We start from the raw sequence: 13,859 nt of genomic DNA, 5'->3' as shown, positions 1-13,859 counted from the left end.
TAACTTACTTTTTCGGTTCAACCGGCAAAGTTAAAGTACTTGTAAACGTGAAATCCTGCCAGTTAAGACGTAACTCGCCGTTGAGTAAGGTTGTTAGTCGAAAACTTATCCAGAGCCCCAGGCCGTGACCTTCTTTAAGCGGATCGGCACGAAAATACGCTTCTGTCAGATCAAGAGTTGGGCCACTTTCCCGAGCGGTTCGATTCTGTACAGCGAGTTGCCAGTTAGTCTCCGTACGCTCTAACTGAACGCTCACCACACTGCCAGCTACGGCGTATTTGATGGCATTTTCAATCAGGTTAAGCAAAATATGTTCCAGTTTGACGGCATCGGTCCGCAAACTTTCTTCAATCGTTTCAGCTAAATCAAGCTTAGTTTTTACCTCGTAGTCGGTTGCGATAACGGTTAGTTGAGCCAGGCAGTTGGTCAGTAAAATGGATAAATCGACATTCGACAGCTTAAGTGGTTGCGTCAGCGCATCCGGTCGGCTTAAGACTAAAAATTCATCGATAAGCCGGGCCAGGCGACTAACCTCGTCCAACTGTCCGGTTAGAAAAGCGATTGTGGCTGAGTCAAGCCGGCCATTGCCCAGGGTTACCTCCAGGCCGGTTTTCATAATGGTAAGTGGCGTTCGTAGCTCGTGGGCGGCTGCGCCAAAGAAATTCCGCTGTAACTCAACATTTTCCTGAATACGGGCCAGCATCTGGTTTAAGGTGTCGGTCAGTTGATAGAGTTCATCACGACTTTGGGGTAGCTGAATCCGGCTGCTGTTGCCGGTGGTACTGATGGTATTGGCCTGATCGACAATGGCCTGAATTGGCCGAAGTAACCACCCTGCTACGCCATAACCCGCTCCGAAAGCCAGTAACAGGCTAACTAGCCAACCGATGCCAAAAAGCCATCGAAGTTGATCAATATCCTGTTGCAGGGTGGCATCGGGTACCGCCAGTGTCAACAGCACCTGACCATCGGGTAATTGATTGCTGGTCGTTTGTGTCATGACGGACCGATAGGAGTAGGAAAAAGATTGTCTATGACGCCCTCGGCGTACCGTATTGGGAAAACCGGGACTCCGGAACAATTCGCGCGTAATGCCGTAGGTTTGATAGCTGACCAGCATTCGTTCCCGATCAGTAGGGAGAGGCAGTACTACAGGATCAACGCTGACTAACGAAAGCAGCCAGTCGGCCCGTGTTTGAATGGCTCGGTCGAAGGCAATTTGGAGGCTTTTTTCCGCCCGATTGAGCATGAGCCAACCGGCCAGCAGACTTACTCCTGCGAATACGACCGTAACGGCCAGCACAATCCGGCTGCGCAGACTCATGCCGTTTTGAGCCGATAGCCCCGGCCAATAATGGTTTCGATCAGCCCTGGTTTGCCAATTGCATCCAGTTTTTTACGAAGCTGATAGATATGCACCTCAATCACATTGCTGCCCATATCGAAATCGACCGACCAGACTTTTTCCGCAATTTCGGTTTTGGTAATCAACTGCCCCGCCCGGCGCATGAGCAATTCAAGCAATGCAAATTCCCGGTTGGTTAAGTCGAGTCGTTCGCCATGCTTCAATGCCTCATGGGTAACCAGCCGCATTTCCAGATCAGCTACGCGTAATACAACATTGTCGCCGGTGGTTGTTCGACGTTGGAGTACCCGGATACGGGCTAATAGCTCATTGAAATCGAAAGGCTTACGAAGGTAGTCAACAGCACCAAGATCCAGTCCCTGAACTACTTTTTCGGGGTCGCTCAGCGCCGATAAAATCATGACAGGGACCGTTAACCCAAATGTTCGGAGGTTTTGCAGGACTTCGAAGCCGGTCTGTCCAGGTAGCATCAGGTCGAGCAGGACTAGATCGTACAGACCACTAGCCACATAATCGAGCCCTTCGGAGCCCGAGTGGGTTAGATCGGCAACATGGCCATGCTGCTCCAGCCCCTGTTTTATAAACCGGGCCAGTTTACGCTCATCTTCGATAACTAGAATTTTCACATGTCTAATGATTGAATGATAGAATGATTGAATTGTTGAATGAGTTTGCGTCAGCTATTCAATCATTCAACAATTCAATCATTCTATCATTATCTAACCAGATATTGTTGTCCGTTGATAGTCAGTACCGACGCCCGCAGGATGTTGAGTTTTTCGAGTTGTACCTGCCCATCATGCAGCGATTTTGGGTAACCCTGCACGGTCACCGTGTTGCCTTTCTTAGCCAGGTTGGTAAGCTGATAGGCTACATGTGGAGGGATGGTTACGATCGTTTTGTCGTCCAGCACCAGACCATTCACCCGTCCTTCACGATCCAGTCGGTAATCAGCAATTTTGCCAGTCGCCGTAGTGAGGGCTGGTGGTTGGGGTGGGGTGGTGGGACGAGTTGGGGGCGTATGGGTAACGGTGGTTTTTCCGGCTGTCAGGCTATTCAGCAGAAAGATAGTTTCTCCTTTGGGCGTTGTATCCGAATATCCTGTTACACTAACCGACGTGCCGGGTTTAACAGCCTGTTGTATCTGTTTGCCTAAGTGCGAAGGAAACTTTACCGTTGTGGCGGCCGACCCCGTTCCGATGGTGAATCCGTCCAGTACAGAGTCGTCGTTGGTAATCCATTGCCCTACTGTACCCGAAACCGTCGTGAGCGAAGTAAGTCCATGCATTTGAGGGCCAGGTCCGGGACCACGTTGACCACGAAGGTTATCTGCATGCCGACCATGTCTGCGTGGTCCAGGACCACCAGGCTGATGTGGGCCATGTTCAGGAGCATTCAGGGCAATTCCCGGCATAGGGGCGTCGGGAGGGATAGGGAGTGCTTGTTGGGCGTAGGTAAGGGGAGCGGTTAAGGAAGCTGCCAGGATGGCAAGGGCCATTAGTTTTGTGTTCGTTTCCATGTTCAGTTGTGTGTTACTACGTGATTACGGAAGCAAACCTATACCCCCCGTTTAAGGTCTGTCTGAAACGGAAATTAATTTTTCTTCATACGGTTTAGTTTAATGTTTCAGGTTGGCTCACGCACCAGTCAACCTGAAACATTAAACCTGAAACTAAAAATATTTATTCCCAAATCACCTCTACCACTTCTTTCTTCAAATCAATGGTTGTTTGTTTTTCGCCGGATGAACGACGTAGACTCAATTGGCCATTATTCACTTTGGCGGCTTCCTGCTGCAAGACGTGCGTAGCATCTTTCTTGTGAAAGACCGATACCGTGGCGTCATTACCCTCAATCGGTAAATGAAATGTTTTGCCGCTAGCCTTTACAGACCGGGTCGTGGCTGGTAAATCCTGATTCCGAAGTAAGGCCAATGCCCGCGATGCCTGGGGCACCCCATACCCGACATAGTTGTTGCCGTACGGGTACAAATGCGACGATTTTTCAATGATTTCCATGACCTGCTTATTGGTCAACTTCGGATTGGCCTGCATGATACAGGCGGCAAAACCCGTAATGACCGGTGCCGATAGCGATGTGCCATAAAGCGAAAAGCAGGAGACGTTGGGTTTCAGATAAGGGAGATTTTCGGGGCCAATGCTGCTATAGCCAATCCGGTTCCAAAGCCGACTGTTGGTAGCGCCAATGGCCAGCACCCCTTGCGCATCGGCAGGCGTGCTGATAATTCGCCAGGAGCGATCATCACCCTCGTTTCCGGCCGATACAATAATCAGAATTCCTTTTTTGTCAGCCGCAATCTGAGCCGCCCGGCTGATCAAACTCGTGTGGCCATCCATTTGGCTGGGCTCGTAGTTGTCTTTCGGATTGCTCATCCCTTTGGCATAACCCAGCGAGGTGTTGATCAGCCGTACGCCCAGGCTGTCCATCCATTCCATAGCGGCAACCCAATTGTCTTCTTCACCCCGGTATTCGCGGTTGCCCTGATCAGTACGAGCCAGATAAAACGTAGCGTCGGTTGCTAAGCCAAACTGAATATTTTCCGTTGGATCACTACCGGCAATGGCGGCCAATACCTCGGTACCGTGAAAATCGGACATGGTTTCGAGGGTACGGAACAGGTTATTCTGGGTTTTCTTTTCATTGACATAGTCGCGTACACGCTTAACGCCCTGGCGTTCAAAAACATGCTTTAACGAACTGGCGGAGTCGGCTCCAAAGAAACCGGCATCGATCACCCCAATATTGACAAAACGACCAGTAAGACCTGCCTGCGCGAAATTCGGTGCCTGAATCTGGGTCATAACCGGAGCCATTTGCAACTTCGACGGCACATCGATGCTGGTAATCACAATGGCCGGATCGATAGCCTGAATCCCTTTTACAAACGGCATGGCCATTACCTGAGCATACTGCGCATTAGTAAGCCTGACCGATACGGCATTTAACCACCGCGATTGGCAAACAGGCTGAATACCCGCTTGTTTTAGCGCATTAATGTAAAGCCCCGATACCGGAAGGTCGGTCTCATCGAGTGGTAAGTGTTGCTGTTGCCGTTGAGTAATCGACTGTTGGGATAAGGCCAAAGATGATGAATGGTCTTTATCGCGAAGCAAAACCCAGTATTTTGGCGCTTCGGATCGGACCTCATTCGACTGTGCCTGTACCAGATTTAGGAACAGACAGAAAAACGCGGTTAGGCGTATAATCATGGTTCGTTTAGGTAAGAAAAACGCGTGAGTCCATAGTACGGGCTCGAACTAAATGCTAAACTCAAAAACACACCGAAACTGTTCTGGGTTTTGAGTTTCTTTGCAATATAATCAAAAAAGATAAGTCTACACGGTCTGCCGTATGCGTTATTTACCAATCGATAATCAGCTTTTTGTTCAGAATCGCCAGCGGCTTACCCGGCTGCTGAAGCCTAAATCATTAGTTGTTTTAAACGCTAATGACATCATGCCAACCAATGCCGATGGGACGATGGGCTTCCGGCAAAACAGCGATTTATTTTACTTAACGGGCGTCGATCAGGAAGAAACTCAGTTGGTGTTATTTTCCGACCATCCTGACCCGAAATTCCGTGAAGTGCTCTTCCTGCGTGAAACCAGTGAACTTATCGAAATCTGGGAAGGGCATAAATTGACCAAAGCAGAAGCGGAGCAGGTAACGGGTATACCACAGAAGCAGATTTACTGGACGCACCAATTCGAGCAGGTGTTTATTCAGATGATTTTCGAGGCCGACCATGTTTATCTGAACACCAACGAACATACACGGGCGGGTATCGAGGTACAAACCCGCGATGCCCGTTTTATAAATGAGTTTAAACAGAAATATCCGTTACATCATCTGGAGCGGCTTGCCCCGTTGATGCATTATCTACGCGCCATCAAACAGCCGCTGGAGGTGCCGCTGATTCAAAACGCCATCGACATTACGGATAAGATGTTTCGGCGTTTACTCAAGTTCATCAAACCCGGCGTATGGGAGTATGAAATCGAGGCCGAAATGATGCATGAATACCTCAAGAACCGCTCAAGAGGGTCTGCCTACAGTCCAATTATTGCGTCGGGAGCCAACGCCTGTGTATTGCACTACGTCGACAATAGTCAGCAGTGTCAGGATGGCGACATTGTGTTGCTTGATATTGGGGCCGAATATGCTAATTATGCTGCCGATATGACTCGTTCGGTACCCGTAAATGGTCGATTCACGGAGCGTCAGCGTGCCGTATACGATGCCGTATTGCGGGTCATGAAGGAGGCCAAACAAATGCTCCGCCCTGGTAATCTGTGGGATGATTACCATAAGGAAGTGGGTAAGGTCATGGAGTCGGAGTTGATTGGACTAGGCTTGCTGGACCGGACTGCGGTAGAAAAGCAGGATCCGGATGCGCCAATGTACAAAAAATACTTCATGCACGGCACCTCACACTTCCTGGGCCTAGATGTGCACGACGTTGGGAATAAATATCGGCGGATGGAACCCGGCATGGTCTTTACGGTAGAACCGGGCATCTATATACGCGAAGAGAAACTCGGTATTCGTCTCGAAAATAACGTCTTACTTACCGAGTCCGGAAATATCGACCTTATGGCCAACATCCCCCTCGAAGCCGACGAGATTGAAGCGTTGATGCATAATTAATGAATAATGTAAAATGGATAATGCGTAATGGAACAGACTCCATTACGCATTATCCATTTTACATTATTCATTAATTACTTCGCTTCTTCTTTTTTCGAGTTTTCGCGATCCAGCGCGATGTTCAGACTGGAATAGATTCGGCGAATGGCTGTTTCAAGGCGTTCCCAGCCCGCTTCAGAGCGAAGATCGATGTCGCCAATATGGTCGCGGTGATTGCTGGTGAGCACCAGATGCGTCACGGCGGCAACCATCAGGCTGGTGATGGCAATGGGATCGAAGGCAGCATAAGGAGCCAGCTTGCTTACCATCGTTTTGTAAGATTGGTCGCGGAAATCAGCGAGACGACGAGCCAGCTCGGTTTCTCCATTGGCCATCTCCCAGCGAATCAATTCCTGTGAGGATTTCCGGTTGCGGAATTCACGCATAAACTGGATAGTATATTCCGACCAGGCTTTACTGCGTGCTTCAGGAGCCAGATTGTCGGGCACCGAATCCAGGAATTTGTCATTGAACATGGAGAGGAAGAACCCACGGTGTACATAGGCTTCCAACAGACCATTCCAGCCACCGAAGTAGCGATAAATAAGAACTTTGTTTACTCCGGCACGTTCAGCAACGGCATTAATGCCTGCTTTCTCGGTACCACGTTCCGCCATTACTTCACCCATGGCGCGAAGGATTCGCTCCATGGTCATCTGGCGATTTCTTCGCTTGACGACTTTCATACGATTGGGTCGTTTATGTTAAAGAGGATTCAGTTATATTCGTTTGTACCCTATTGAAGTTAAATAGCTTGCTTAATCGGTTGCAAATCTACTGTAGCTACAAATATGGTTATAACCATTGATGTGTCAAACAATAGTTACATAAAAAAATAAAAATAATTACCTAAAAGATGTACAAACAACTCGGTGGCATCCTCAATAATATACCCTTATAACTCACCCCGAAGCCAAAAACTGGGCTCTCATGAGAAAACAAAAAATTAGCTAATGGTCCGGCTATAAATGTGTTAAAACTAGCCTGATTACCGTTCGGGATAGGTATCTACCTGGCCAGATAGCTCCTGAATAGCTTCCTGAAGCTGATTTCGATTAAGAAGGATATCCATTTCCAATGGAAAGTCAGGATAATTATGCCAGGCAGGAGTTAATTCATGATCTAGCTGAATCTGCAGCCGATACTGATCATTAGATAGGGCTTTGGCTTCTACGCTTAAGCCGGGTTGGGAAAAATTCAGCGTAATATGATTGGATGCTTTATTCCAGAGTGAGCGTAAGCTGACCAATAGTCGTTTTACTTCCCAGGTTTGTAAAAGTGCTGATCTCGTATCGGTTTTTTGCCGCCAGAATGTTGAAAACCGGCACTGGAGTCGGTTGCGCTCCCGCCAGGTAGTCGTAGTTTTACCATAACCGACAATAGCGAGTTCGAATGAATCGAGAGAACCTGTGGAAGAAACAAATTTCATAGCGTGAGTAATAAGGGAGTAATTATTTGTCTACTTAACAAATATACTAATTATTTGTTAGGGAAACATAATTTTTTCGTGATTTCTTGAACTTTTCGAGTGTAGGAGGTGATCGACCTTTAAACAACCCTTCCCTGCTTTGCCTATCTTTGCAGTCGAAAACGAAACACACAAACTTTTAGATTCAGATAGATGGCAAAGGTGCTCATTATTGGGGCGGGGGGTGTTGGTAGTGTGGTAGCGCATAAGTGCGCCATGAACAGCAACGTATTTACCAGTATTATGCTGGCCAGCCGTACCAAAGCGAAGTGCGACCGGATCGCAGCCGAGATTCAGGAAATGCATGGGGTAACGATTCAAACGGCGCAGGTTGATGCCGATGTTGTGGCGGAGACAGTTGCTTTGATTCGGTCGTTCAATCCGGTGCTGGTGATCAATGTGGCGTTACCCTATCAGGACCTTCCTATCATGGATGCTTGTCTGGAAGCGGGCGTTCACTATATGGATACGGCCAATTACGAGCCGAAGGATGTTGCCAAGTTTGAATATAGCTGGCAATGGGCCTATAAGGAGCGCTTCGAGCAAGCTGGCCTGATGGCATTGCTCGGTTGCGGCTTCGACCCCGGTGCTACACAGGTATTTACTGCCTATGCGGCCAAGCATTACTTCGACCGGATGGATTACCTCGATATTGTCGATTGTAACGCGGGCAATCACGGGAAGGCATTTGCAACGAATTTCAATCCGGAAATCAATATTCGGGAAATCACTCAGCCCGGCCGCTACTGGGAAAACGGCGAATGGGTAGAAATTCCGGCCATGAGCATCCACAAACCTATTGAGTATCCGGGTATAGGGCCGAAGGAATCGTATGTGCTTTACCACGAAGAGTTGGAGTCGCTGGTAAAAAACTTCCCAACGCTGAAGCGGGCCCGCTTCTGGATGACTTTCGGACAGGCGTATCTGACACATCTGGAAGTGTTGCAAAACGTAGGAATGACCCGCATTGATTCCATCAAGTTTCAGGGTATGGATATCGTACCGCTGGAGTTTCTGAAAGCCGTATTACCAGCTCCTGATTCGTTGGGTGAAAATTACACGGGTCAGACGAGTATCGGTTGCCAGATAAAAGGCGTGAAAGATGGCGAAGAGCGTACGTATTTCATCTGGAATAACTGCGACCATGCCGAAACCTATAAAGAAGTTCGCGGCCAGGCGGTTAGTTATACAACAGGTGTTCCGGCCATGATTGGGGCCATGCTCATGCTGACCGGCGTCTGGATGAAGCCGGGCGTCTGGAACTGCGAGGAATTAGACCCCGATCCATTTATCGAACAAATGAATAGCCAGGGCTTACCGGTAAACGAACGGGTAAACATCCCGCTACCCCACGAATACCCAGCCTGATTAAATTTTCTTAAATCGAAAAATCCCGCAATACACGAAAGCGGGATTTTTCGTTACTTAGGCAGTCATTACTAAACCACGCATCAAATGAAACGTTTGTTACTATCCGCTATGGTCATGCTGGCCTGCACAGCTAGTTATGCCCAAAAACCAGATTCGACCAAAACAAAGCCTGTCAACCAACCACAATACAATCCCAATGACCGGCGGAATGGGTACGAAACCTACCAGTCGACCAGTCAGATTGTGGGAGCTGGGCCCTATACCATGGTCAATACCATCGACCATCGGTATGAGGGTTTACGGGGAACACCGTATTTTCTGCCAGAGTGGAATAAAGGACAGATTGAAATGGTGGCCGGACAGAACTACAAAGAAGTGCCTATCAAGTTCGACGCTTATCGGCAGCATCTGATTTTGCTGCGGACCTGGGCAGGTAGTGACTCCATCATTGTGAATGCTGATCAGGTGAAGTCGTTTCAGCTGAAAAACAGTGATGGCCAATTTTATCTGTTCCGTCATATACCGACCGTTAAAACCAGCGATCAAACCTTAAAAGAAGGCTATTTTATGGTACTCTATCAGGGGAAGTCTGCTTTGCTCAAACGGATTGCCAAAGCGTTCAAACAGGCTGATTATAAAAACCCCTATTCGAACGGCACGCGCTACGATGAATTTCGGGATATAATCTCCTATTACCTGCTAAAGCCCGATCTGACGTTGGAAAAGGTGAAACTATCCGACAAATCGTTGATCGAGGCCTTGGGCGATCATAAAGACGAACTGAAAGCGTATGTGAAACAGGCAGATTTGAATTTTAAAGCCGAAAACGACGCCATTCAGCTTATTCAGAAGTACGATAGTCTTTGAACAGAAGTCTCAAAATCAGTCGGTTATGAGGGTGGTCACATTGTATAGGTTTTTGTCGATGTGACCATTTGCTGTTTATTGCTTCTTATTAAGGGTAAAACCATGTCTGCTATGAAACGACTATGCCCTATAATGCTATTGGCCGTGGCCTGTACAACCGGCGTGGCACAAACCACCGACTCAACCAAAATACGGAAGCCTAAGCAGATAGGCTATAACCCGAACAGTCGGCGAAATGGGTATGAAAATTATACCAGTTCGGATGCCGTAACGGGTGCTGGACAAGCACCTGGGGCAATTGTTAATACGGTTGATCTTCGGTATGAAGGGTTACGAGGAACGCCTTATTTTTTGCCAGAATGGAACAAAGGGCAAATTGAAACGACAGGTGGTCAGACATATACCGATGTACTCCTCAAATTTGACGCCTTTCGTCAGCAGTTACTCCTCCTCCGAACCTTGGCTAACGGTGGTGCATGGCCTGGCCGGGATTCAACAATTGTCGATGCTGATCAGGTAAAGTCATTTCAATTTGTAGCCGATAACGGACAGTTGTATCGGTTCAGAAAATTGCCCGAGCCGGTCAAAGCCGATAACGGTACGTTAAACGAAGCGTATTTTCAGGTGCTTTATGAGGGGAAAACCAGCTTACTGAAGCGGGTTGAGAAACGATTCAAGCCCGCCGATTACAAAATGCCCTATTCTCCCGGTATTCGGTATGATGAGTTTCGAGAGTATGAAAGTTACTTTTTGCTTAGGCCCGATCAAACCCTGACAAAAGTTAAACTCTCAAAGCAGGAATTGCTGAACGCATTGAGCGACAAAAGGGAAGCACTTAAGGCATTTTCTACAGACAAAAAGCATGCGTTGAAAACAGAGAGCGACGCAATTGCTCTCCTGAAACAATACGACAGCTTGTAAACAATTTGTGGAATTGGGCGTGCACAGACATCAAAGCGGTATAAACCGTTTACCGCTATGCTTCGCTCCAATACATCTCTTTCTGTCGCGCCCACGTACGACGACATTATTTTTCAGGCCCGTAATCAGGCCTATGGTGCATTTGTGCTGCGCCAGCAATACCGACCGACGCTCAGCCGTGCTTTAGGGCTGGGTGTCGGTTTGTTTTTAGCCGGGTTAGTCGGGCCTATGCTATATGACCGCCTTTGGCCCAAAAGTTTGCCAACTGATAATCTGGTAATGACTGAAGTCTCACTAACGAAGGTTAAGGAAGCACCAGTTGAAAAACCTATGAAATTGCCGGAGCAGAAATCCGCCCCTACAGTAAATACCGTTCGAAATCTACCCCTCGAAGTTAAGCCTGAAGACGAGGTAATCGAGGATAACCTGCCGCCCACTACCGATGAATTAAAAGACGCTACATCAGGAACCGAAACCGCCGAAGGTACTGGTGAAGAAGAGGTAATTATGGCGCCGGAAGCTTCCGCACCAACTGTTCAGGAAAAAGCGGTTGAGGTCGAAAAAGCTCCCGAAACGCCCTTTATCACGGTCGAACAGCAACCCGAATATCCTGGTGGGTTAGAGGCTCTCAAAAACTTTCTGGGTAAGAACCTGAATTACCCTCGTTCGGCGGCATCGGCGGGGGTTGCCGGGCGGGTTTATGTCAGCTTTGTCGTCAATACGGATGGTAGCCTGACGGATATACAAGTCCTAAAAGGCATTGGCTTTGGTTGCGATGAAGAGGCTGTTCGGGTCATGCAGAAAATGCCTCATTGGAAACCGGGGAAACAGTCGGGCCGGGCTGTTCGGGTCAAATTTAATCTGCCCATTGCATTTACGCTGGAATAAGCACTTCGTTTTGAGCTATGCAAACTATAACTTCTTGCTTGTTGATAATCAGTATGTTTGTTTCCTCTGTGCATGCCCTATCAGCACAAGCGACAGGCCCGAAAAAAAACAGATTCAGCGTAGGAATGGTCTATGGTTGTCGTCTAAGCTAAAAACGATGATGAACCATGAAGAAAATACCCACCGTACTTTTCGTTCTATTAAGTCTGGCCGCCTGCAAGAAAGACGCCGAAGTTACTAGCTCGACCAACACCAGTACCGATGGTACCACTACCAACAATTTTTCACGTCTGTACAAAAAAATGTACAATATTACGTCCATTGATACCAGTGGTACAGCCAATGTGATTATCAAAACGACCGATCTGCCCGATCATAAAAGTCCGTTTTTCGGAGTGGGCAACGCCAAGTATGAAGCGTATAATGGCGACAACCCGAATTTTAGTACCAAGATCAATCTGAACGGGACCATTAACGACCCTACTTTGCTTTCACAGTCGTTGACGTTTACACTACCACGTTATCCGGCCGTAACTTCTAATCATGTATCCACAACGGGTGGCCCAATCGGTATTGGCCGAAATGGGGTCGTGTTTTTTAATCAGTATAATGGGGCCAATGCGGCTTTGGATGAACTCGAAATCAACAATGCCGATCAGTATCTGGGGCACCCGACACCTTCAGCCGCTGGAGCCCAGTATCATTACCATTACGAGCCTAAATACCTGACCACCAAATTCGGAAACTCGTCGTTTATGGGTTTTCTGCTGGATGGGTTTCCTGTGTATGGTCCCTACGAAAATGGGGTAAAAATTACGACCTCTATGCTCGACAGCTACAATGGACATGTGAGCGCAACGGAAGATTTTCCGAACGATAAAATCTATCACTACCACGTTATTTCGGCCACATCCAGCAAACCCACCGATCTGAAACTGGCCGCACCGTATATCAACGGAGGTAAATATTATGGCACAAAAGGCACCGTGAATTAAATCATGAGGACGTGCTGGATAGGAAGGTGCCTTTTACGCAGCGATGTACTTAGCTACATCGCCTACATCGCTGCGGCCATATTTATGTTGCTTTTATCATGTACTACATCGCCTGATGCACCCATACGTTTGCCGCCAGCCATAACCATTGAGCGAACCAATCCAGCTCTTCAACAACTAAATGGAGTTTGGCTATTTCGACAAAAACCGTTCAATGGGTATATCATCGAAAAAGATCGGCATCGAATAATAGCCAGATTACCGGTGGTCGACGGGCGCGAAGAGGGCGTTGCCCTAGGCTGGTATGCCAATGGACGAAAGAAATACGAACGAAGTTTCCGGAGGGGGAATCGGGAAGGGGTACATCGGGGATGGTATCCGAATGGCCAACTGGCATTCCTGTACTGGTTTGACGATGACAAATACGAGGGAGAGCAAAAGACATTTTTTGAAAGCGGCCATCGCTGGCAAAGCCTCCAGTATGTTCACGGGTATGAGGAAGGCAAACAAAAAACCTGGAACGACAGCGGACGGGTTGTTAATAACTTCACAGTAAAAAATGGGAAATTATATGGCGTTATTGGTCGATACGATTGCATGTCGATTTATCAAAAATAGCCTGCTGGGATTTCTGGTGCTGATGGCGTGGGCTTGTCAGAAACCAGCACCAGATGAGCAGGAAACACTGCCTTTTTATAATACCGCCGAATTTGATGCCGAATGGATTAGTAAAGAGGATGCTCGTTACCCGACCATTCATACCATAGCTCCTTTTGTGCTAACCAACCAGTTGGGTCATACGATTACCAACGACTCGCTGGAAGGCCATATTTACGTGGCCAATTTCTTCTATAGCGTTTGTCCGGGGATCTGCCCTAAAATGATGGGGAATTTCAAAACCCTTCAGGATACGTTTGCTGCTAATCCGCGAATAAAACTGGTTTCATTCACGGTGATGCCCTGGGTTGACTCGGTTGGTCGATTACAAAAATACGGACAAAGTCGCGGCATCGATCCAACTCGCTGGTACCTGCTTACCGGCCGTAAGGAGCATATTTACACTCTGGGAAGAACATCATATTTTGCCGAAAAAGGATTAGGGTTACAAAAGGATTCAACCTCGTTCCTGCATACCGAATCGATGCTGCTGATCGATAAAAAAGGCCGGATACGAGGTATTTACAACGCTACTCAAAAGCCCGATTATGAACGGGTAATCGACGATGTTCACGTGTTGCTCAAGGAGGAGGATGCCGATAAGCACGGAGCAGTATAA

General features: G+C 47.8%; 14 protein-coding genes. 8 read left to right on the top strand and 6 right to left on the bottom strand.

Annotated features, from left to right (window positions below):
• Positions 1 to 4: 4 nt before the first annotated feature.
• The 4 genes from ACYVFD_RS34460 to ACYVFD_RS34445 form a co-directional block, all read right to left on the bottom strand.
• On the bottom strand, positions 5 to 1,324 hold the full coding sequence (locus tag ACYVFD_RS34460) for a sensor histidine kinase (RefSeq protein WP_461095169.1): 1,320 nt from the start codon (positions 1,322 to 1,324) through the stop codon (positions 5 to 7).
• Positions 1,321 to 1,992: a response regulator transcription factor gene (locus ACYVFD_RS34455; RefSeq protein WP_461095168.1), complete on the bottom strand. Its 672-nt coding sequence runs from the start codon at positions 1,990 to 1,992 to the stop codon at positions 1,321 to 1,323. Before ACYVFD_RS34455 ends, ACYVFD_RS34460 begins: the two co-directional genes overlap by 4 nt.
• A gap of 89 nt (positions 1,993 to 2,081) precedes the next feature.
• Entirely contained in the window at positions 2,082 to 2,885 is an 804-nt protein-coding gene (locus ACYVFD_RS34450; protein WP_461095167.1) for a hypothetical protein, read from the bottom strand.
• Between the two features lie 163 nt (positions 2,886 to 3,048).
• Positions 3,049 to 4,596, bottom strand: a complete 1,548-nt coding sequence (locus ACYVFD_RS34445; protein ID WP_461095166.1) for a S8 family serine peptidase — start codon at positions 4,594 to 4,596, stop codon at positions 3,049 to 3,051.
• 142 nt (positions 4,597 to 4,738) lie between these two features.
• On the opposite strand from ACYVFD_RS34445, the gene ACYVFD_RS34440 reads away from it, so the two are divergent.
• On the top strand, positions 4,739 to 6,034 hold the full coding sequence (locus ACYVFD_RS34440; protein WP_461095165.1) for an aminopeptidase P family protein: 1,296 nt from the start codon (positions 4,739 to 4,741) through the stop codon (positions 6,032 to 6,034).
• Between the two features lie 74 nt (positions 6,035 to 6,108).
• Here the strand turns inward: ACYVFD_RS34440 and ACYVFD_RS34435 are convergent, their stop codons facing one another.
• Positions 6,109 to 6,759, bottom strand: coding sequence for a TetR/AcrR family transcriptional regulator (locus ACYVFD_RS34435; protein WP_461095164.1), 651 nt, complete (start codon positions 6,757 to 6,759; stop codon positions 6,109 to 6,111).
• A 302-nt stretch (positions 6,760 to 7,061) separates the two neighbouring features.
• The gene (locus tag ACYVFD_RS34430; protein ID WP_461095163.1) at positions 7,062 to 7,502 is read right to left on the bottom strand and encodes a WapI family immunity protein; all 441 of its coding nucleotides are present in this window, start codon (positions 7,500 to 7,502) and stop codon (positions 7,062 to 7,064) included.
• A 192-nt stretch (positions 7,503 to 7,694) separates the two neighbouring features.
• On the opposite strand from ACYVFD_RS34430, the gene ACYVFD_RS34425 reads away from it, so the two are divergent.
• The 7 genes from ACYVFD_RS34425 (at position 7,695) to ACYVFD_RS34395 (ending at position 13,859) form a co-directional block, all read left to right on the top strand.
• On the top strand, positions 7,695 to 8,909 hold the full coding sequence (locus ACYVFD_RS34425) for a saccharopine dehydrogenase family protein (protein ID WP_461095162.1): 1,215 nt from the start codon (positions 7,695 to 7,697) through the stop codon (positions 8,907 to 8,909).
• An 87-nt stretch (positions 8,910 to 8,996) separates the two neighbouring features.
• Positions 8,997 to 9,779, top strand: a complete 783-nt coding sequence (locus ACYVFD_RS34420) for a hypothetical protein (protein ID WP_461095161.1) — start codon at positions 8,997 to 8,999, stop codon at positions 9,777 to 9,779.
• 111 nt (positions 9,780 to 9,890) lie between these two features.
• Positions 9,891 to 10,700 carry a hypothetical protein gene (locus ACYVFD_RS34415; protein ID WP_461095160.1) on the top strand — a complete coding sequence of 270 codons (810 nt, stop codon included), beginning with the start codon at positions 9,891 to 9,893 and terminating at the stop codon, positions 10,698 to 10,700.
• Between the two features lie 57 nt (positions 10,701 to 10,757).
• Positions 10,758 to 11,588 carry an energy transducer TonB gene (locus ACYVFD_RS34410; RefSeq protein ID WP_461095159.1) on the top strand — a complete coding sequence of 277 codons (831 nt, stop codon included), beginning with the start codon at positions 10,758 to 10,760 and terminating at the stop codon, positions 11,586 to 11,588.
• Positions 11,589 to 11,755: 167 nt separating this feature from the next.
• Positions 11,756 to 12,583 (top strand): YHYH protein, encoded by an 828-nt coding sequence (locus ACYVFD_RS34405; protein WP_461095158.1) that lies wholly within the window; start codon positions 11,756 to 11,758, stop codon positions 12,581 to 12,583.
• An 84-nt stretch (positions 12,584 to 12,667) separates the two neighbouring features.
• Entirely contained in the window at positions 12,668 to 13,201 is a 534-nt protein-coding gene (locus ACYVFD_RS34400; RefSeq protein WP_461095157.1) for a toxin-antitoxin system YwqK family antitoxin, read from the top strand.
• The gene (locus ACYVFD_RS34395; protein ID WP_461095156.1) at positions 13,143 to 13,859 is read left to right on the top strand and encodes an SCO family protein; all 717 of its coding nucleotides are present in this window, start codon (positions 13,143 to 13,145) and stop codon (positions 13,857 to 13,859) included. The genes ACYVFD_RS34400 and ACYVFD_RS34395 overlap by 59 nt, the downstream gene beginning before the upstream one ends.

It is taken from the genome of Spirosoma gilvum (assembly GCF_054776815.1).
This window is presented reverse-complemented; position numbering and strand designations above follow the sequence as displayed.

Coding starts and splice junctions, on each gene's coding strand:
- ACYVFD_RS34445 (WP_461095166.1), bottom strand. CDS start 4,596: ATGATTATACGCCTAACCGCGTTTTTCTGTCTGTTCCTAAATCTGGTA.
- ACYVFD_RS34395 (WP_461095156.1), top strand. CDS start 13,143: ATGGGAAATTATATGGCGTTATTGGTCGATACGATTGCATGTCGATTT.
- ACYVFD_RS34435 (WP_461095164.1), bottom strand. CDS start 6,759: ATGAAAGTCGTCAAGCGAAGAAATCGCCAGATGACCATGGAGCGAATC.
- ACYVFD_RS34460 (WP_461095169.1), bottom strand. CDS start 1,324: ATGAGTCTGCGCAGCCGGATTGTGCTGGCCGTTACGGTCGTATTCGCA.
- ACYVFD_RS34405 (WP_461095158.1), top strand. CDS start 11,756: ATGAAGAAAATACCCACCGTACTTTTCGTTCTATTAAGTCTGGCCGCC.
- ACYVFD_RS34410 (WP_461095159.1), top strand. CDS start 10,758: ATGCTTCGCTCCAATACATCTCTTTCTGTCGCGCCCACGTACGACGAC.
- ACYVFD_RS34400 (WP_461095157.1), top strand. CDS start 12,668: ATGTTGCTTTTATCATGTACTACATCGCCTGATGCACCCATACGTTTG.
- ACYVFD_RS34420 (WP_461095161.1), top strand. CDS start 8,997: ATGAAACGTTTGTTACTATCCGCTATGGTCATGCTGGCCTGCACAGCT.
- ACYVFD_RS34425 (WP_461095162.1), top strand. CDS start 7,695: ATGGCAAAGGTGCTCATTATTGGGGCGGGGGGTGTTGGTAGTGTGGTA.
- ACYVFD_RS34430 (WP_461095163.1), bottom strand. CDS start 7,502: ATGAAATTTGTTTCTTCCACAGGTTCTCTCGATTCATTCGAACTCGCT.
- ACYVFD_RS34440 (WP_461095165.1), top strand. CDS start 4,739: ATGCGTTATTTACCAATCGATAATCAGCTTTTTGTTCAGAATCGCCAG.
- ACYVFD_RS34415 (WP_461095160.1), top strand. CDS start 9,891: ATGAAACGACTATGCCCTATAATGCTATTGGCCGTGGCCTGTACAACC.
- ACYVFD_RS34450 (WP_461095167.1), bottom strand. CDS start 2,885: ATGGAAACGAACACAAAACTAATGGCCCTTGCCATCCTGGCAGCTTCC.